The following is an 18540-nucleotide window of genomic DNA, read 5'->3' as shown; positions in this document are numbered from 1 at the left end:
TGCGCGTGCAGGCGCCGGGCAGATCAGCCGGCAGCCAGGGCCAACCGCCGTGCCGCACCATGACGCCAGCGGGTCAGGTGTTCGTCGCAATAGCGGCGCAGACAACGCAGCAGTGCGCTCTCTTGTTGCACCAGGTAGAAGTGGTGTCCGTCAAACATGTCCAGGGAGAAACCACTGGCGGTATCTTCCTGCCAGTCGAGCAACTCGTCGGCACGCACACTGTCCTGTTTGCCGCCAAACACATGGATCGGCATCGACAGCGGTTGGCGCTCGCCATATTCGAAGCTGCCGCACAGCAGGAAATCGGCGCGCAGGATCGGCAGCATCAGTTGCATGAGTTCATGATTGTCCAGTGCGTCTTCTGCGGTGCCCTTGAGGTCACGCAACCGCTCGATCAACTGCGCGTCGGTTTTTTCGATGGCGTACTCACTGACATCCCGTCGCGCCGGACCTGCGGTGGCCGATGCAAACAGCGCCAGCGGTTGCGGCAAGCCCCGTTCACGCAGGGCATGGGCCAACTCGAACGCCAGCAATCCACCCAGGCTGTGACCGAACAGGGCGTACGGTGTGTCGAGTTCGGCGCCGATCTCGTGCGCCAACTGCGCCGCCAAGACGTTGATATCGCGCTGCAGTGGCTCATCCATACGCATGCCACGCCCCGGCAATTCCAGCGGGCATACCTGCAACCAGTCCGGTAACGCGCGGCGCCAGCGACTGTAGAACATGGCGCTGGCGCCGGAATACGGTAAGCAAAACAGGCGCAATCGGGTCGACGTGCTCATCTCAAACCACCCCTGCCTGGAACACGCTGCTTTCGCGATAGAAACCCATGTCGTCCTCCTCCGGGTGCAAATCCTTGGCCGGCAGCTTGCCCGGCCTGTCACCAATGGAAACGGATGGCAAGGGCAAATAATTAGTCGTGCGATCGGAGTCCGACCACAAAGAGATGCGCCTCACAGTTCACACCTGCAAACATGATTACTTCGCTTTCTCAATTGACAACAATTATCATTAAGAATAATTTGTTGCCCGATGTGTAGGAGGACTCAGCACGGATGCCCTCCACTAACCTTATTTGCAGCAAGGTGATTTCCATGACGGAACAAGTCTTCACAAGCAGGTGCGACTCGCCACTCCTCCAAGCCTTCGTTGACAACCGCCTGATCCTGGTCAAGATCGCAGCACGCATTACCGGCTGCCGCTCTCGAGCCGAAGATGTTGTGCAAGACGCCTACTTCAGGCTGCAATCTGCCCCGCAGATCACCTCATCGTTCAAGGCCCAGCTCAGTTACCTGTTCCAGATCGTGCGCAACCTGGCCATCGACCACTACCGCAAGCAGGCGCTTGAACTCAAATACTCCGGGACCGAAGAGGAAGGCTTGAATGTGGTTATCCACGGTGCGTCACCGGAAACTTCGCATATCAACTTTTCCACCCTGGAAAACATCGCAGACGCCCTGACCGAACTGCCAAAACGAACACGCTATGCGTTCGAGATGTACCGTCTGCACGGCGTGCCGCAAAAGGACATCGCCAAGGAACTGGGGGTCTCGCCAACCCTGGTGAACTTTATGATCCGGGATGCTCTCGTGCACTGTCGCAAGGTTTCAGGGACTCATAGCGACACGTTTGCGCGACGCGTCTGAACCCGCCGCTGAAGCAGGTTTTGCGGTGGCGGGCCCAGGGGTTGCCGCCACTGCACACCGCCCCTCCTACGCCAGCCCACATCGCTCAAAAAAGCGCTCGCGTCCCAGAATCATCAGCGCCGCACGCTTATGCGGAAAATCGAATTCTTTCTCGCAGTGAAAACACTGGTTCTGCATATAGCTGATCATCCTGGCGTTGTCGGCACGCGGCTCGGCCACCACACGCTGGGTACGCGGGTCATCGAGAAACAGATAGTGCACCAGCGCCGACAACCAACTGGCGACCTTATGTGGTCCTCGGTGATGCTCCTCCCCCACCAGCATGTGAATGCCACGGTCATAGTCGCCCGCGTCATAGAACGGCGCGATCCGATCTTCCTTGGCCCAGTAAGCCTCGAAATAGGCGAACGGCTCATCATCGAAACAGCCGATCAACGTCAGGCTATGGGGATCAGCGTCCAATTTGCCCAGGTACTCGCGATGCTGTTCAAGGCTGCCGCTCTCCTGCCAGAAGTTCGCCACCCGAGTGCTGTTCTGCCAGCGATTGAAGCGCGCCAGGTCAACCTCGACTTCAAGGGTGCGCAAAGACACCCAGGCACCCAGGCGCGCGTCAAAACGACGATAGACTTCGCCACGGGGCTTGGGTGCGCGAACCGGGTGACGCTTGCCCGTGCTGATGACCATCTGCTGCGGGTAGCTGCCGCTCAAGGGCTGGCTCAACCAGGGCTGCGGCAGTTGCCAGAACAGCGTGCGCTCGCAGAGGAACTGGCCAGCAACCCCAGTGGCTAGCAGCAAGCCACTGCGCAAGGCATCGTCAGGAGCGTGCGCGAGGTGCCACGTCAGTTGCTGGCATTCGGGCTGCCTGGCGAACAACCAGTAACAGGCCGCCCACACGGCACGTGCGGCAGGCACCTGTTGCGGTGCCAGCAAATGCAGATGCAGCGTCTCACCGCGCTCCAGGCGTAGGTGTAACAGGGGCTGTCCTTCAAGGGTCAGCGTCAGGCGGTTATCGCTTTCGTCCGCGTTTAGCACGGGCCCCGTGGGAAGCGGCAGGATGGACAAGTCATTGAGATTGGACATGAAGGAGGCTCACAGGATTCGTCTACGGTTAAACGAAGTGACGTGAGCCAGCAGAAAAAATTTAAGCCACTGTGATCCCGCTCATGGCGCAACGGTCGCTGGCTTGACGATGATCCTGCGCAATTGGCCGTTGCCGCGCAGGCCCGCGAGCAAATCGGCGCGGCCCCGGGCAAAGCTGTCTAGTCGGACTTGAGGACCAACAACAGCGCCTCATCGGCCAATTGCTCCAGGGTCATGCTGCCTTGGGCGCGGAACCAGGTGGTGGTCCAGGACAACGCTCCCGTGAGGAAACGCCGGGTGATAAATACATCACCCTTGATGTAGCCGGCTTGCTTGGCTTCACCGAGCACCTGCAGCCAGATGTCTTCATACACATCACGCAACGCCAGGACCTGGGCCTGACCTTCGGCCGACAGCGAGCGCCATTCGTACACCAACACCGCCATCGCCTCGCCACTGCCGCCCATGATCGACTGCAATTCGCAGCGAATCAGCGCCAGCACCCGCTCACGCACATTGCCGGCCTCGGCCAGGGAAGCGCGCATCATCGCGGTGTTGTAGTGAATGGTTTCCTCCATCACTGCCCGCAGGATTTCGTCCTTGCTCTTGAAGTGGTGAAAAATACTCCCGGACTGAATCCCCACCGCGCTGGCCAGATCGCGCACCGTGGTGCGTTCAAAACCTTTATTGCGAAACAGGTGAGCTGCGGTTTGCAACAACTTGCCCCGCGCACTCTCGGGGTCGGTCAGTTGCCCGCCGTCCACCATGCTGCGCATTACCAGCAGGGCTTTTTGCTCATCCATGGGGCTCTCCTCAACTACGTTGGTTGCGTCATGGCCGGCAATTTAGGCCGTGGCAGCCACCCAAGCAAGCGCTTGGGTAAAAGTTGCGTGTGGAGTTTACAAACCAAGCGCTTGCTTGGTAGTCTCGCTGGCAGGGTTTTCAGAGAAGGACTTCTCATGAACAAGACCGTTCGTATCGGCTGCGCCAGCGCATTCTGGGGCGATACCTGTACCGCCGCCGCTCAGTTGGTAAAGGGCGGCGCCCTGGATTACCTGGTGTTCGATTACCTGGCGGAAGTCACCATGTCGATTCTCGCCGGGGCGCGGATGAAAGATCCCCAGGCCGGCTACGCCACGGACTTCATCGAAGTGCTTGGGCCACTGCTGGGCGAGATCCAGCGCCAGGGAATCCGCGTGATCAGCAACGCCGGTGGCGTCAACCCCACGGCCTGTGCAGCGGCGCTGCAAGCCGCCTGCGATCAGGCGCGGATCCCGCTGAAAATCGCCGTGCTGCTCGGCGATGACCTGCAACCGCAGGCCAGGCGACTGCAAGACGTAACCGATATGTTCAGCGGTGCCCCCCTGCCGCCAATGTGCGTATCGATCAATGCCTACCTCGGCGCACCGGGCATCGTCCAGGCCCTGCAGATGGGCGCCGATATCGTGATCACCGGCCGCGTGGTCGACAGCGCAGTGGTCAGTGCAGCCTTGGTGCATGAGTTCGATTGGTCATGGCAAGACTACGATCACCTGGCCCAAGCCGCACTGGCCGGGCATATCATTGAATGTGGCGCGCAATGTACCGGCGGCAATTTCACCGACTGGCAAGAGGTACCCGACTACGAGCACATCGGCTTTCCGATCGTCGAGGTGGCGGCCGATGGGCAATTCGTCGTGTCTAAAGTCGACGGCAGCGGCGGGCTGATCAGCGAACTGAGCGTTGCCGAGCAACTGCTGTATGAGATCGGCGATCCCCGCGCTTATCTGCTGCCAGATGTGATCTGTGACTTCAGCCAGGTCAAGCTACGACAACAAGGCAAGAACCAGGTGCGCCTGCACGGCGCCAAAGGCCTGCCACCGACCGCACAATACAAGGTCAGCGCCACCTACCTGGATGGTTTTCGCTGCACCGCCAGTTGCCTGCTGGCCGGCATCGACGCAGTGGCCAAGGCCGAACGGGTCGGTCAGGCGATCATCAACAAGACCTCGCAATTGTTCAGCCAGCGCGACTGGGCGCCCTATACCGAGGTCAATCTCGAACTGCTGGGCAGCGAAGCCACTTACGGCCCGCACGCCCGACGCCAGGATTGCCGTGAAGTGGTGCTCAAGCTAGCGGTGCGCCATCCCGATAAAAAAGCACTGGTGCTGTTCGCCCGGGAGATCGCCCAGGCGGCCACCGGCATGGCGCCAGGCTTGACCGGCATTGTCGGTGGCAGGCCAACCGTGTACCCGCTGATACGCCTGTTTTCATTCCTGATCGACAAGAGCGCCTGTGCGCTGAGCGTCGATTTTCAAGGCCAGCGCCACCCCTGCGCGCTTGCGCCGACGATGCCCCTGGGTACACCGCAAGCGCCAATTGAACCGCCCCGCCCCGAAGGCCACGCCGACGCCAGCGTAGCGCTGGTGAAACTGGCCGTGGCGCGCGCCGGCGACAAGGGCAACCACAGCAATATCGGGGTAATCGCGCGTCAACCCGACTACCTGCCATGGATTGCCGAAGCCCTGACGCCTGAAGTGATCGTCGACTGGATGCGCCACGCTCTCGACCCGATCCATGGACGTGTAGAGCGTTGGTACCTACCCGGCAGCCACAGCCTGAATTTCCTCCTGGAAAACGCTCTGGGCGGCGGCGGGATCGCCAGCCTGCGTATCGATCCCCAAGGCAAAGCGTTTGCCCAGCAACTGCTGGAGATTCCCATTGCGGTGCCGCAACACCTCGCTGATCAACTTAAATAAAGGACGCACGCCGTGGCCTTCGACTCGATCTTCAAAGCCGACCTGTTCCAGGGGCAGACCATCATCGTCACCGGCGGCGGTAGCGGTATCGGCCGCTGCACCGCTCACGAACTGGCGGCGCTCGGCGCCCATGTGGCGCTGGTCGGACGCAAGCCTGAAAAGCTGCAAACCGTCGCCCGGGAAATCGCCGAAGACGGCGGCCACGCCACTTGGCAGGCCTGCGACATTCGCGATGAGGAAGCGGTAAAAGCCCTGGTCCGCCACATCATCGAGGCACACGGGCCGATCCATGGACTGGTGAACAATGCGGGCGGCCAATACCCCTCGCCCCTGGCGTCGATCAATCAGAAAGGCTTTGAGACAGTGCTGCGCACCAACCTGATAGGCGGTTTCCTGATGGCGCGGGAAGTGTTCAACCAATCAATGAATAAACACGGCGGCGCCGTGGTCAACATGCTTGCCGACATGTGGGGCGGCATGCCCGGCATGGGGCACTCGGGTGCAGCGCGTTCGGGCATGGACAATTTCACCAAGACTGCTGCATTCGAATGGGGTTACGCCGGGGTGCGGGTCAATGCGGTGGCGCCGGGCTGGATCGCTTCCAGTGGCATGGACACCTATGAAGGCGCGTTCAAGGCAGTGATCCCTACCCTGCGCGAACATGTGCCGCTCAAGCGCATCGGCACCGAATCGGAAGTCAGCGCGGCGATTGTCTTTCTGCTCAGCCCTGCTGCCGCATTCATCAGCGGCAGCACCTTGCGCATCGACGGTGCCGCCAGCCTCGGCAGCCGCGCCTGGCCGCTGCACAAGGCGCAACCGCCCAGCCCTTCCTTCAACGGCTTTCACCGGGCATACCTGCCGGATGTACTCAAGGAAGAGGATTAAGGCATGCCGGTCATCGACTCACAACTCGACACCCACAGTCCGCAATTTGCCCGTAACCGCGAAGTCATGCTCACGGCCATCGACCAACTGCGCCAGCTGGAGCAGAACCTGTTAAGCAAGGCCGCCGAAGCCAAGGACAAGTTCGACAAACGCGGCCAGCTACTACCCCGCGAACGTCTGAATCTGCTGCTGGACCCCGGCGCGCCGTTTCTCGAACTGGCAAGCCTGGCCGGCTACAAACTGCATGACGACAAGGACGGCAGCGCCGCCGGCGGCGGACTGATCGCCGGTATCGGCTATGTCTGCGGCGTGCGCATGTTGGTGGTGGCCAACAACAGCGCGATCAAGGGCGGAACCATTTCGCCGTCGGGCCTGAAGAAATCCCTGCGCCTGCAACAGATCGCCATGGAAAACAAACTGCCGGTGGTGACCCTGGCGGAGAGCGGCGGCGCCAATCTCAATTATGCGGCAGAGATTTTCGTCGAAGGCGCGCGCAGTTTTGCCAACCAGGCGCGCATGTCGGCCATGGGCCTGCCGCAGATCACCGTGGTACACGGCTCAGCCACCGCCGGCGGTGCCTACCAGCCGGGGCTCTCGGATTACGTGGTGGTGGTGCGCGGTAAGGCCAAGCTGTTTCTCGCCGGCCCTCCGTTGCTCAAGGCAGCCACCGGCGAGGTGGCAACAGATGAAGAACTCGGCGGCGCCCAGATGCATGCACAAGTCGCAGGCACCGCCGAATACCTGGCGGAAAATGACGCCGATGGCGTGCGCATCGTCCGCGAGATTGTCAGCCTGTTGCCGTGGAATGAGCAACGGCTGCTCAAACCTGCCCGGGCCTACGCCGAGCCGCTGTATCCGATTGAACAAGTGCTGGGATTGATCCCCGACGATCCGAAAAAACCTTATGACGTACGGGAAATCATCGCTCGCATTGCGGACGCGTCCAACTTCCTGGAATTCAAAAATGAGTTCGATCCACACACGATCTGCGGCCACTTGCACATCCAGGGTCGAGCCTGCGGTTTCATCGGCAACAATGGACCAATCACACCCAAGGGTGCGAGCAAGGCGGCGCAGTTTATCCAGCTGTGCGACCAGAGCCAGACACCCTTGCTGTTTTTCCACAACACCACCGGATTCATGGTCGGCACCGAATCGGAACAGCAAGGCGTGATCAAGCACGGCGCCAAGATGATCCAGGCCGTGGCCAATGCCCGCGTGCCCAAGCTCACCCTGGTCATCGGTGGCTCTTATGGCGCCGGTAACTACGCCATGTGCGGCCGGGGCCTGGACCCGCGCTTCATCTTCGCCTGGCCTAACAGCCGCACGGCGGTAATGGGCGGTGCACAGGCCGGCAAGGTGCTGCGGATCGTTACCGAGGCCAAGCAATTGAAAGACGGCCTGGTGCCCGACCCCAAGATGCTCGACATGCTGGAGCAGGTCACCGCACAGAAACTCGACAGCCAGTCCAGCGCACTGTATGGCAGCGCCAACCTGTGGGACGACGGGCTGATTGATCCACGGGACACCCGCACGCTGCTGGGTTACCTGCTGGATATCTGCCAGGAAGCGCAGGTGCGGCAATTGCAACCCAACAGCTTCGGCGCGGCACGCTTCTAACGTTTTGAGGAGAACAATAAGAATGATCTTTACCCAGGAACATGAAGCACTGCGCCGCACTGTTCGCGCCTTTGTCGAGCATGAGATCAACCCTCATGTCGAGGCATGGGAGAAAGCCGGGCGTTTTCCGATCCACGAGGTTTTCCGCAAGGCCGGCGACCTCGGCCTGCTGGGCATTTCCAAGCCGGAACAATTCGGCGGCATGGGCCTGGACTACAGCTATTCGATTGTCGCCGCGGAAGAGTTCGGCACCATTCGTTGCGGTGGGATCCCGATGTCCATCGGCGTGCAGACCGACATGTGCACCCCAGCCCTGGCGCGCTTCGGCTCGGATGAACTGCGCGATGAATTCCTGCGCCCCGCCATCACCGGCGAACAGGTGGGCTGCATCGGCGTTTCGGAAACCGGTGCCGGCTCTGACGTGGCCGGCCTGAAAACCCACGCCCGCAAAGACGCCGGCGACTACGTGATCAACGGCAGCAAAATGTGGATCACCAACTCGCCCAGCGCCGACTTTATCTGCCTGCTGGCCAATACCTCGGACGACAAACCGCACATCAATAAATCGCTGATCATGGTGCCGATGAACACGCCGGGCGTGAGCGTCAGCGCGCCGCTGGAGAAGCTGGGCATGCACAGCTCGGAGACCGCCCAGGTGTTCTTCGATGACGTGCGCGTACCCCAGCGCAACCGCATCGGCCATGAAGGCGCGGGGTTCATGATGCAGATGTTGCAGTTCCAGGAGGAACGGCTGTTCGGCGCCGCCAATATGATCAAGGGACTGGAGTATTGCATCGACAGCACGATCGAGTACTGCAGGCAGCGCCAGACCTTCGGCAAGGCGTTGATCGACAACCAGGTAATCCACTTTCGCCTGGCCGAATTGTCCACCGAAGTCGAATGTCTGCGGGCGCTGGTTTATCAGGCCACCGAGCAGTACATCAAGGGCCAGGACGTGACACGCCTGGCCTCGATGGCCAAGCTCAAGGCCGGACGCCTGGGGCGGGAAGTCAGCGACAGTTGCCTGCAATATTGGGGTGGCATGGGCTTTATGTGGGACAACCCGGTGGCCCGGGCCTATCGCGATGTGCGGTTGGTATCGATTGGCGGCGGTGCCGATGAAATCATGCTGGGAATCATCTGCAAATTGATGGGCACACTGCCGGGGAAAAAGTCGTGATCAACACTGAGACGCTGTTGCTGCAACCCCACAACGGCGTGCTGCATATCACCCTCAACCGTCCCCAGAGCCGCAACGCTATGAGCTTGCAGATGGTCAACGAACTGCGAGCGGTACTGGCGGATGTCGCTTGCGACGACCAGGTCCGTGCGCTGGTGCTCAGTGGTGCTGGCGGGCACTTCTCGGCGGGCGGCGATGTGAAGGACATGAGCAGCGCCGGGAGCCTGGAAGCATTGCGCGACCTGAACCGGATCTTCGGGACGTTGTTGCAAGAGGTCGAAGCGCTGCCGCAGGTAGTGATTGTGGTGCTGCAGGGCGCGGTGCTGGGAGGTGGTTTTGGCCTGGCGTGTGTCAGTGATATCGCGTTGGCAGATCATCAGGCGCAGTTCGGCTTGCCCGAGACCGGTCTCGGTCTGCTCCCGGCGCAGATTGCGCCGTTTGTGGTCAAGCGCATCGGCCTGACGCAGGCCCGGCGCCTGGCGTTGACTGCGGCACGATTTGACGGAATCGAGGCGCAGCGCCTGGGGCTGGTGCATTTTGTCGAGCATGATGCGCAGGGCTTGGCCGAACGCCTGGATGAGGTGTTGGGGCAGGTGTTGCGTTGTGCGCCTGGAGCCAATGCGCGGACCAAGGCGTTGTTGCTGGGAAGTGTCGGACAACCCCTGGGGCCGGTGCTGGATCAGGCAGCGCAGTGGTTTGCCGAGGCCGTGGCTGGGGAAGAAGGGATTGAGGGGACTCAGGCTTTTGTGCAGAAGCGTAAGCCGCGATGGGCAGGCTGAGCAGTGGCCCCGTAGCAGCTGTCGAGCGCCAGCAAGGCTGCATGCCCTAGATTTTTCTCCACCCTCGTTACCGCGAAAACGGATATGCACATCATCAAACAAAGGGGTTCCCCATTGCCCACCTTCCAAAAAGTCCTGATCGCCAATCGCGGTGAAATTGCCTGCCGCATCCAGCGTACCGCGCAAGCCCTGGGCTACCGCACCGTAGCGGTGTACAGCGAAGCCGACGCCGACGCGCTGCATGTACAGATGGCCGACGAAGCCGTAAACATCGGCCCGGCTCCTGTCCAGCGTTCCTACCTGAACATCCCGGCGATCCTCGAAGCCGCCCGCCTCACTGGCGCCGATGCGGTCCATCCCGGCTACGGCTTCCTCTCGGAAAACGCCGAGTTCGCCAACGCCTGCACCGCTGCCGGACGGGTATTTATCGGCCCCAGTGCCGAAGCCATCGAACTGATGGGCAGCAAGCGCCTGTCGAAAATCGCCATGCTCAACGCCGGTGTACCCTGCATCGCCGGCTATCAGGGCGGCGCGCAGGACGACGCCACACTGCAACAGGAAGCCGAACGTATCGGCTACCCACTGATGATCAAGGCCAGCGCTGGCGGCGGTGGACGCGGCATGCGTCTGGTCCACAGCAGCGAACATCTGGCGGAACAACTGCGCACCGCGCGCTCCGAGGCGATGAATGCCTTTGGCAGCGACGAACTGATTCTCGAGCAGGCGCTGATCCAGGCGCGCCACGTCGAGGTGCAACTGTTCGGCGATACCCATGGCAATCTGATCTACCTCGGCGAACGGGATTGTTCCGTGCAGCGACGCCACCAGAAAGTCATCGAAGAAGCGCCCTGCCCGATCATGACCGAGTCTCTGCGCCAGGCTATGGGCGAAGCGGCGATCAAGGCCGGGCGTGCAGTCAATTATGTCGGTGCCGGCACCGTGGAGTTTTTGCTGGACAAGAACGGCCGGTTTTATTTCCTGGAAATGAACACCCGCCTGCAAGTGGAGCACCCGGTAACCGAACTGATCACGGGCCTGGACCTGGTGGACTGGCAACTGCAAATCGCCGCCGGCCTGCCCCTGCCCTTGCGCCAGGAACAGGTAACGCTCAACGGCCATGCCATGCAAGTGCGACTCTACGCCGAAGATCCGGCCCGGTTTTTTTTGCCGCAGACCGGCGATGTGCTGCGCTGGGAGCCGGGTACCGACGTGCGAATCGACCATGGGATATGTGAGGGCCAGCGGATCAGCCCGTTCTACGATCCGATGCTGGGCAAGATCATCGCCCACGGTGCGACCCGTGAAGAGGCGCGGCGCAAATTGCTGCGGGCCGTGGAAGACTGCGTATTACTGGGGGTCACCAGCAATCAGCGGTTACTGGCTGATTTGCTCAAGCATCCGCGCTTCGTCGCGGCTGATTTCGATACCGGATTTATCGGTGAGCACTTCAGCGAGATTGCCGCCCCACAGATAACGAACGAACAACTGGCCCTGGCCGCCGCGCTGTTTTACCGGCACAGCGCCCAGGCACATCACCCCGTGTTGTCCGGATGGCGCAACAACGCCAGCGTGCCCGGCATTTACCGCCTGGGCGTCGGCGATGACATCACCGAAGTGAGTCTCTGCGTATTGGCGAACAATCACATGCAAGTCGCCGATGTCGACATTCGCGACCTCGACACCGATGGGCGCTGGGCCACCCTGACCCTCAATGGCGTTCGCCGCCGGGTAGCTTATAACCTGCAAGGTACGCAACTCTGGCTGTTCAATGCCGGGGCCAGCCTGTGTGTAACCAACCGTACGCAAATCGTCGCCAGCCCCCAGGCCCAGGCCAGCAATGGCACGGTAAAGGCGCCGATGGACGGGGCGATTGCGCTGGTGCAGGTACGCGAAGGTGATTCTGTGAGCAAAGGCCAATTGTTGCTGGTGCTCGAAGCGATGAAAATGGAACACCCGCTCAAAGCCGGGATCGATGGAGTGGTCAAACTGATTCAGGTGTCCACTGGCGATCAAGTGCGCAATCGCCAGGTGTTGCTGGTGATTGAGTAACCTGCGGGCGGAACTACCAGGCTTGACTACGCTCTATCCCCATCAGAAAGGGAAGAGTACGGGAACCTGCGATGCCTCATTGGCTGATTATTGATCTTGAAGCCACAACGGATGAAGGCGGCTGGCCCGTGACCGAGATGGAAATCATCGAGATCGGCGCAAGCCTGGTCAACCGCCAAGGCCACGAGCTGGACCACTTCCAGCGTTTCGTACGGCCCTTGCGCCGTCCCTTGTTGGCGCCGTTCTGCCGCCAGTTGACGCACATCAGCCAGGCTAACATCGATGGCGCTGCGCCGTTGACCGAGGTCTGGCCGTTGTTCGAGCGCTGGCTGGGCCAGCATCAACCGCGCCTGGAAGGTTGGGCCAGTTGGGGCGACTACGACCGCCAGCAACTGGAGATCGAGTGGCAACGCCATGGCCTGAGCAGCGTTCTGGGCCATACCCCTCATGTGAACCTCAAGCAACGCTTCGCCAAGGCCAGGCGCCTTGACAAGCCTGTAGGGCTCAACGGTGCGCTACAACTGGCGGGAATGCAGTTCAACGGCCAACAACACCGGGCATTGCAAGATGCACGCAATACAGCGCGGCTGCTGCCGTTGATTTTGCCCGTATAGAAGGCATACTGGCCGACCTTTCCTGCCCCTTTCTTCGAGGATTCATCCATGTTCAAAGTCAATGAGTACTTCGACGGCACCGTCAAGTCGATCGCTTTTGGCACTACCGAAGGCCCCGCGACCATCGGCGTCATGGCCCCGGGTGAATACGAATTCGGCACTGCCCAGCGTGAAATCATGCATGTGGTATCTGGCGCCCTGACCGTCAAGCTGCCAGGCGTGGACAGTTGGGAAACGTTCGAAGCCGGCAGCCAGTTCAAGGTGCCCGCCGACAGCAAGTTCCAGTTGAAAGTCGCGGTAGATACCGCTTACCTGTGTGAATACCGCAGCTAAGGCTTTCCCCGAGCAAAAAAATGCCCGCCTCCAATGAGGCGGGCATTTTTTTGTGCGATCGGTTACTCGAGGATTGTCAGCGGCATGCCGACTTCGAGTCGCCCCGCACCCTCGTTGACCAGGTTCTGGCCAAACAGAATGTCACCGTCCTGTTCACGGAACGTCTTGAGTGTGGTCAAGGGCTCGCGGTCTTCACTGCGCTCTCCGGTTCGCGGATCAATGGTGGTCAGGACGCAGCGCGCGCAGGACTTGACTACCCGAAACTCCACCTCGCCGATGCGCACCCGCTTCCAGCGGTCCTCGGCAAAAGGCTCACTGCCTTCGATCACCAGATTGGGACGAAAGCGCAGCATTTCCATAGGTCGGCCGATACGCCTCGACAGATCCTCGAGGGAGCCCTGGCCGATCAGCAACAACGGAAAGCCGTCGGCAAAGGCCACTTTGTCGTCATCCCTGCCGTAGCCCGCCGCCGTAGTGCGCGCCCGCTCCAGCGGCACGTGTACCAGGCGCGTGGGTTTGCCGATGAAATCACTGACCCAGGATGCGGCAGCGTCACCGGCATCCGGAACCCGTAACGTGTCGCGCCAGATAGTGACACCGCGCAGATTGGCGTCAGCGCCGGGCAATGGCACATCCAGTGCAGGGAAGCCTTCGGCGCTCAAAGTCAGGCCGCCGCCGGCATTCCAAAGTGCCGACAGTTGGCTCATCTGCGCCACGGCACGCTGGGTCAGGAAGCGTCCGCTGGCTTCGTCCACCAGCATCCAGCGTCGATCCCCCTCCAGCCCGAGCTTATCGAGGCCGATATGCTGCAAGGCTTCACTCCTGCCCGACTTCAAAGGGTACCGGTACAACGCGCTGAGACGCAGCATGAGCGAGCTTTCCTGTGAGCAAAAAACAACACCCTATACGAGCCCTTGCAGAGAATCAAAAGATCAGGCCGGCACTTTATCCAGCAACAGGCGCTCACGCACCACGTCAACCAGCTTGTCCGGCTGGAATTTGGAGAGGAAGTTGTCACAACCGACCTTCTTCACCATCGAGTCGTTGAAGCTGCCCGATAACGATGTATGCAGCACCACATAGAGGCTACGCAGGCGCGGGTCGTTGCGGATCTCGGTGGTGAGGCGATAACCGTCCATCTCGGGCATTTCGGCGTCGGTGAAGATCATCAACAACTTATCGGTCATCACCTCGCCGCTGTCCGCCCAGCCCTTGAGCATTTTCAAGGCCTTGAGGCCGTCACTGGCGATGTGCATCTTCACCCCCAATTGCCCCAGCGTGTCGCGCAATTGCGACAGCGCGACATTGGAGTCATCCACCAGCAGCACTTCGCGGCCGCGAGCGCGTTCCAGTACAGGGTCTTCGAGTTTTTCACGGGAAACCTTGGCGTTGTAGGGCACGATTTCCGCCAGGACTTTCTCCACGTCGATAATCTCCACCAACTGGTCGTCGACCTTGCTGATGGCCGTCAGGTAATGCTGGCGCCCGGCGCTGGCCGGCGGTGGCAGGATCGCTTCCCAATTCATGTTGACGATACGATCCACGCTCCCCACCAGGAACGCCTGCACCGAGCGGTTGTACTCTGTGACTATGATGGTGCTGCCAGGACCCGGCACCAATGGCCGCATGCCGATAGCCTGGGACAGGTCGATGACCGGCAACGTCTGGCCACGCAAGTTGACCACCCCACACACGAAAGGATGACGCTGGGGCATCAGCGTCAGCTTGGGCAATTGCAGGACTTCCTGCACCTTGAACACATTGATCGCGAACAACTGCCGCCCGGCCAGGCGAAACATGAGGATCTCCAGGCGATTCTCACCCACCAATTGCGTGCGTTGATCTACCGTGTCGAGAATGCCGGCCATTAAGGACTCCTGGTTGCGCTAAAGGGTTTTGCTGCTCTCTGATGGAGGTTATCGGCGGCAAATGCCAGACCTTGACCGTGCGTAAGATGCCACGCAAACGCATTGATGTCATACTGACATCATGTTTTACTGGCTTCGGTTCTATCCAATCTCGACAGCGCTCGGTGACCAGTAAATCGTTGTGTGGTTCCGCGACGTAAGGGATTCCCCTAGCCGCAATCAGGCCCAACCTGATATTCGCGATATCCAATAGCCATTAATGTGACGCCATTCTCATTGCATGAATGGAGTCAGGCTTTTGTTTGCTATCGCAAGCCCACGGCCAACAGGCCTTCCAGGCACTTACGCCGTGGCAATCAATGTTAAGCCAATACCCCTCGATAGTTCACTTGCCCCCAGGATTACTCGTCGCGGCGCCTATCACCAAAATAAAATTCCTACGGGAAAATCAGAAACGAACTACAGATTCTGGTCATATTTCAGCGGTAGCTTAAAGCCCTTGGCCCGGTGCGATATCTCATCATCTGACCGTATGTTGTGGAGACTTTCATGATGAACGACGGTAAAGAGTGGCAAGACACACTTCCCGCATTCCTCCTAGAGGCTGAGATGCTGCTGGCCAAGTCTGAAGAGTGCTTGAGTCACCTGCACCTGATCCGCAACGATAACGACGCCATAGAGTGCATGAAAAACAGCCTGACCAAGTTAGCGGAAAAGGCCGACGCCATGGCGTTGGGCGCCATCAGCACCCTCTCCAGACACATCCAGGGCTTGATCAACAACGCCCAAAGTCCCTTGCAACTGCACGATGAGGCTCTGAATGCCTTGCACGACTGCCTGACATTGGTCGCCTGGCAGTTGGAGTTGATCGACGCCAGAACCGGCAAACTCAGCCTCGACGACAGCGAACAAACCACCTTGATTGCGGCCGCCGCCCAGCTGATTCCGCAAAAAACCTTTGGCTATCTGTCTCGACAATCGCTGCCCCACGCATCTTGATGCCTGAAGATCAGATGTACATTGTCCACGGCTGCTCTGAGCAGACTTGCCTTCAGCCAGTCCCCGCTCATTAGAAACCTGACAAGAACAGCGCCAGGCGACCCGTAATAATGGTTAGTGATACGATGCCGCGCTTAAGTGGCTGAACTTCATGATGCAAGCAAACGTGAAAAGCACCGCCAACCCACATCATGTCAACCCTGATCGGGATCATGCCCCGCAAGTGTTTTCCAAACAGAGCCCGGCCAGCCTCCGTGACCGACCTACCCGCAGCGAACATCCATTGGCTCCATCCGCTATGTACGCCAAGCTCCAGTCTTTCATTGCAAAGTCCGTGTCCCGAAGCAATGCATGCTGGATGACACTCGGCCTGTCGAGCAGCGCGACGCTGGCCAGCCTGTGGGTGTTCCTACACACTGCCCCGCTGCCAATCATTGTGCTGATACTCAACCTGGCGACACTGCTCGCTATCGGCTTGCAGCAGTGGCGGTCGCGCAAATCCATCAAGTTCCAGCCTCGGGAGCTGGCCGAACGACTGCTGCAGGTCCAGGAAAACGAGCGCCATCGCCTCAGTCGCGAATTGCACGATGACATCGGCCAACTGCTGACTGCCGCGAAGCTGCAAAGCGACTGGCTCAAGCGCCGCTTGCCGGAAGAACTGCAAGACCACTGCGTCTTATTGTGCGGCACCTTGAACGAAACCCTGGCCAAGGTGCGGGACGTGTCCGCCATTCTCAATCCCCGGCAACTGACCAGCCTGGGCCTGGAAGCGAGCCTACGAGCGCACCTGCTCAAGACGCTGGAACATACGCCAGTGCATTGGAGCCTGGAATGCCAGCAACGCCTGGATGGAATTGCCGAAGAAATAGCCGTCGCGACCTTTCGCATTACCCAGGAAGCGGTGACCAACATGCTGCGTCACGCGCAGGCACATAACCTGCTGGTGCGCCTGCAACGTCTGCCCCAGGGCCTGTCGCTGTTTATCAGCGATGACGGCCAGGGGTTTTCGCCCGTCATCAACCCTGGCCTGGAAGGGCAGCAGGGCATGGCGGGCATGTCCGAGCGAGTCGACCAACTGGGAGGCACTTTGTCCGTCAAGAGCCAAGCGGGCAAAGGGACACGGATCGAAGCGCTTTTCCCCTGGGCGCCACGCGCCGTCGAAAGGGCCAGCCCCCATAAGGTTCCACAGTGACCTGCAACTTACTCCTGGTGGATGACCATGCCTTGATCCGGGCCGGCGTACGTGCGCTGGTCATGGATCTTCCCGGCTATACAGTGATTGGCGAAGCCGATGATGGTGCGCAGGTACTGGAGCAATTCGAAGCGTTGCGGCCGGATATCGTCCTGCTGGATTTGTCGATGAAGCACACAGGCGGCCTGGACGCCCTGCAACAACTCAAGCACGCCTATCCCAAAAGCAAAGTGTTGATCCTGTCGATGCACACCGACCCGCAATTGATCATGCGCGCCCTGGAGTCAGGTGCTCACGGCTACCTGCTCAAGGACACTACCGCCAACGAGCTGGAACACGCCCTGCAGGCATTGCGCAATAACGAGCGTTACCTGAGCCCCGCGATAGCCCATACGGTAATCAACCAAGCGCTGATCCGAACTCAAGCCACGACCTCGACGCCCTTGCCTCGCCACAACCTGACGCCACGCCAGCTGGAGATTCTGCGCCTGATCGTGCGCGGCAAGTCCACCCGGGAGATTGCCAACGGGCTGGGCCTGAGCATCAAGACTGTGGAAGCCCATCGCTCACAAATCATGAAGCGCTTGCAGATCTTCGACGTCGCCGGCCTTGTGTTGTTTGCCGTACGCGAGCAAATCATCAGTCTGGACGATTAGCCAGCAACGGTGAACCGACCGGCAAATGGACCCACAATGCACCGGCCAACACTTCAAAACGCAGGTCATCGCCCTTGAGCGGCTCACCGTCAAGGTTGATATTCAAGCCTTCGGCAACCTTGATTTCCACCCACGGCAGTCGCGCGCGGACGAACAGGTTGTCCAGCCCCCAACCGTCAGTCATCAAGCTGCGCAGTGTGCCGACCACTTCCTGGGGGGCCGGCAAAATGCTGATATCCAGCAAGCCATCGTCCGCCATGGCACCGGGGCATAATTCATGACCGCCACCGGCCTGACGACCATTGCCGATGCCCAAGGCCAGCAAGTCGCCGCGCCAATGGAAATCCGGGCCCTGCAATTCACCGTAAGCTGCATGTAGTTCACTGAATCGCGACAAGCCGGTAAACAGATAGGCCGCCCCGCCGAGCACTTTTTTCAGATCCTCGGACGTGTTGGCGGTGACCTGGCTGCCAAAACCGCCAGTGGCCATGTTCAGGAAAACCTGCCCGCCCACCTGCCCCAGATCGATGGCGCGCGCCGGAACGTCGAGCAACGCCAGAGCCTGATCCGGCTCCAACGGCACGCCCGCGGCACGCGCGAAGTCATTGGCGGTGCCCAGTGGCATCAGCACCAGGCTGGCGTCGGTCCTGGCGAGCGCCATGGCCTCGGCCACATCGCGCAGGGTACCGTCGCCACCACCGGCGATCAGCCGCGTGTATCCGGCCTCCAGTGCCTCGCCCACCAGCCGCTGGGCATCACCGCCCTCCCACGTCACCCGCACTGCCAGATCCCAGCCCTGCTCACGCTTGCCTCGCACGGCGGCCCGGACATCTTCGTTGAGGGCCTGTTTGCCGTGCAGAATCAACAATGCCTTGGGCTTGCTCATGGGTGAAGCTCCTAT

Annotated in this window: 18 protein-coding genes and 1 pseudogene; 12 read left to right on the top strand and 7 right to left on the bottom strand. The window is 60.3% G+C overall.

The features are described 5' to 3' along the window. Window positions 1–23: 23 nt before the first annotated feature. Window positions 24–782, bottom strand: coding sequence for a thioesterase II family protein (locus tag OQ460_RS09145; protein ID WP_410021483.1), 759 nt, complete (start codon window positions 780–782; stop codon window positions 24–26). A gap of 1 nt (window position 783) precedes the next feature. Beyond that, window positions 784–957, bottom strand: coding sequence for a hypothetical protein (locus OQ460_RS09140; protein ID WP_410021482.1), 174 nt, complete (start codon window positions 955–957; stop codon window positions 784–786). Between the two features lie 137 nt (window positions 958–1094). Between OQ460_RS09140 and OQ460_RS09135 the strand changes: the two genes are divergently transcribed. Then, the gene (locus OQ460_RS09135; protein WP_410021481.1) at window positions 1095–1646 is read left to right on the top strand and encodes an RNA polymerase factor sigma-70; all 552 of its coding nucleotides are present in this window, start codon (window positions 1095–1097) and stop codon (window positions 1644–1646) included. Window positions 1647–1712: 66 nt separating this feature from the next. Here OQ460_RS09135 and OQ460_RS09130 read toward each other — a convergent pair whose 3' ends face one another. Then, window positions 1713–2726 (bottom strand): GNAT family N-acetyltransferase, encoded by a 1014-nt coding sequence (locus OQ460_RS09130; RefSeq protein ID WP_410021480.1) that lies wholly within the window; start codon window positions 2724–2726, stop codon window positions 1713–1715. Between the two features lie 179 nt (window positions 2727–2905). Beyond that, a complete protein-coding gene (locus tag OQ460_RS09125; protein WP_410021479.1) occupies window positions 2906–3529 on the bottom strand; it encodes a TetR/AcrR family transcriptional regulator in 624 nt (207 codons plus the stop codon). A gap of 156 nt (window positions 3530–3685) precedes the next feature. Here OQ460_RS09125 and OQ460_RS09120 point away from each other — a divergent pair, with 156 nt between their 5' ends. The 8 genes from OQ460_RS09120 to OQ460_RS09085 all read left to right on the top strand — a co-directional run bounded on the left by OQ460_RS09120 (window position 3686) and on the right by OQ460_RS09085 (window position 12924). Then, the gene (locus OQ460_RS09120; RefSeq protein WP_410021478.1) at window positions 3686–5464 is read left to right on the top strand and encodes an acyclic terpene utilization AtuA family protein; all 1779 of its coding nucleotides are present in this window, start codon (window positions 3686–3688) and stop codon (window positions 5462–5464) included. Between the two features lie 12 nt (window positions 5465–5476). Beyond that, window positions 5477–6349: an SDR family oxidoreductase gene (locus OQ460_RS09115; protein WP_410021477.1), complete on the top strand. Its 873-nt coding sequence runs from the start codon at window positions 5477–5479 to the stop codon at window positions 6347–6349. A gap of 3 nt (window positions 6350–6352) precedes the next feature. Further along, window positions 6353–7969 (top strand): geranyl-CoA carboxylase subunit beta, encoded by a 1617-nt coding sequence (atuC, locus tag OQ460_RS09110; protein ID WP_410021476.1) that lies wholly within the window; start codon window positions 6353–6355, stop codon window positions 7967–7969. Window positions 7970–7991: 22 nt separating this feature from the next. Next, window positions 7992–9149 carry a citronellyl-CoA dehydrogenase gene (atuD, locus tag OQ460_RS09105; RefSeq protein ID WP_410021475.1) on the top strand — a complete coding sequence of 386 codons (1158 nt, stop codon included), beginning with the start codon at window positions 7992–7994 and terminating at the stop codon, window positions 9147–9149. Then, the gene (locus tag OQ460_RS09100; protein ID WP_410021964.1) at window positions 9149–9928 is read left to right on the top strand and encodes an enoyl-CoA hydratase/isomerase family protein; all 780 of its coding nucleotides are present in this window, start codon (window positions 9149–9151) and stop codon (window positions 9926–9928) included. The genes atuD and OQ460_RS09100 overlap by 1 nt, the downstream gene beginning before the upstream one ends. Before the next feature lie 114 nt (window positions 9929–10042). Then, on the top strand, window positions 10043–11977 hold the full coding sequence (locus OQ460_RS09095) for an acetyl/propionyl/methylcrotonyl-CoA carboxylase subunit alpha (protein WP_410021474.1): 1935 nt from the start codon (window positions 10043–10045) through the stop codon (window positions 11975–11977). Between the two features lie 71 nt (window positions 11978–12048). Further along, window positions 12049–12591, top strand: coding sequence for an exonuclease domain-containing protein (locus OQ460_RS09090; protein ID WP_410021473.1), 543 nt, complete (start codon window positions 12049–12051; stop codon window positions 12589–12591). A gap of 48 nt (window positions 12592–12639) precedes the next feature. Further along, entirely contained in the window at window positions 12640–12924 is a 285-nt protein-coding gene (locus tag OQ460_RS09085; protein WP_410021472.1) for a pyrimidine/purine nucleoside phosphorylase, read from the top strand. A 62-nt stretch (window positions 12925–12986) separates the two neighbouring features. On the opposite strand, the gene OQ460_RS09080 is transcribed toward OQ460_RS09085, so the two are convergent. Then, the gene (locus tag OQ460_RS09080; RefSeq protein WP_410021471.1) at window positions 12987–13793 is read right to left on the bottom strand and encodes an MOSC domain-containing protein; all 807 of its coding nucleotides are present in this window, start codon (window positions 13791–13793) and stop codon (window positions 12987–12989) included. A gap of 63 nt (window positions 13794–13856) precedes the next feature. After that, window positions 13857–14792: a chemotaxis protein CheV gene (locus tag OQ460_RS09075; protein WP_410021470.1), complete on the bottom strand. Its 936-nt coding sequence runs from the start codon at window positions 14790–14792 to the stop codon at window positions 13857–13859. Window positions 14793–15344: 552 nt separating this feature from the next. Between OQ460_RS09075 and OQ460_RS09070 the strand changes: the two genes are divergently transcribed. From OQ460_RS09070 to OQ460_RS09060, 3 genes are all read left to right on the top strand, one after another. Beyond that, window positions 15345–15791, top strand: a complete 447-nt coding sequence (locus OQ460_RS09070; protein ID WP_410021963.1) for a hypothetical protein — start codon at window positions 15345–15347, stop codon at window positions 15789–15791. 298 nt (window positions 15792–16089) lie between these two features. Continuing rightward, window positions 16090–16983, top strand: coding sequence for a sensor histidine kinase (locus OQ460_RS09065; RefSeq protein ID WP_410021962.1), 894 nt, complete (start codon window positions 16090–16092; stop codon window positions 16981–16983). Then, window positions 16980–17639: a response regulator gene (locus tag OQ460_RS09060; RefSeq protein WP_410021469.1), complete on the top strand. Its 660-nt coding sequence runs from the start codon at window positions 16980–16982 to the stop codon at window positions 17637–17639. Before OQ460_RS09065 ends, OQ460_RS09060 begins: the two co-directional genes overlap by 4 nt. Here OQ460_RS09060 and yegS read toward each other — a convergent pair. After that, a pseudogene (yegS, locus tag OQ460_RS09055) lies at window positions 17550–18525 on the bottom strand (lipid kinase YegS). The gene OQ460_RS09060 and the pseudogene yegS sit on opposite strands and share 90 nt — an antisense overlap. Window positions 18526–18540 lie beyond the last annotated feature (15 nt).

The organism is Pseudomonas imrae (assembly GCF_046352735.2).
Taxonomy (GTDB): Bacteria; Pseudomonadota; Gammaproteobacteria; order Pseudomonadales; family Pseudomonadaceae; genus Aquipseudomonas; species Aquipseudomonas imrae.
This window is presented reverse-complemented; position numbering and strand designations above follow the sequence as displayed.

Bases quoted from the DNA above. Each gene is read 5' to 3' on its own strand.
- OQ460_RS09090 (WP_410021473.1), top strand. From the start codon at position 12,049: ATGCCTCATTGGCTGATTATTGATCTTGAAGCCACAACGGATGAAGGC.
- atuD (WP_410021475.1), top strand. From the start codon at position 7,992: ATGATCTTTACCCAGGAACATGAAGCACTGCGCCGCACTGTTCGCGCC.
- OQ460_RS09065 (WP_410021962.1), top strand. From the start codon at position 16,090: ATGTACGCCAAGCTCCAGTCTTTCATTGCAAAGTCCGTGTCCCGAAGC.
- OQ460_RS09125 (WP_410021479.1), bottom strand. From the start codon at position 3,529: ATGGATGAGCAAAAAGCCCTGCTGGTAATGCGCAGCATGGTGGACGGC.
- OQ460_RS09080 (WP_410021471.1), bottom strand. From the start codon at position 13,793: ATGCTGCGTCTCAGCGCGTTGTACCGGTACCCTTTGAAGTCGGGCAGG.
- OQ460_RS09075 (WP_410021470.1), bottom strand. From the start codon at position 14,792: ATGGCCGGCATTCTCGACACGGTAGATCAACGCACGCAATTGGTGGGT.
- OQ460_RS09130 (WP_410021480.1), bottom strand. From the start codon at position 2,726: ATGTCCAATCTCAATGACTTGTCCATCCTGCCGCTTCCCACGGGGCCC.
- atuC (WP_410021476.1), top strand. From the start codon at position 6,353: ATGCCGGTCATCGACTCACAACTCGACACCCACAGTCCGCAATTTGCC.
- OQ460_RS09085 (WP_410021472.1), top strand. From the start codon at position 12,640: ATGTTCAAAGTCAATGAGTACTTCGACGGCACCGTCAAGTCGATCGCT.
- OQ460_RS09120 (WP_410021478.1), top strand. From the start codon at position 3,686: ATGAACAAGACCGTTCGTATCGGCTGCGCCAGCGCATTCTGGGGCGAT.
- OQ460_RS09135 (WP_410021481.1), top strand. From the start codon at position 1,095: ATGACGGAACAAGTCTTCACAAGCAGGTGCGACTCGCCACTCCTCCAA.
- OQ460_RS09145 (WP_410021483.1), bottom strand. From the start codon at position 782: ATGAGCACGTCGACCCGATTGCGCCTGTTTTGCTTACCGTATTCCGGC.
- OQ460_RS09070 (WP_410021963.1), top strand. From the start codon at position 15,345: ATGAACGACGGTAAAGAGTGGCAAGACACACTTCCCGCATTCCTCCTA.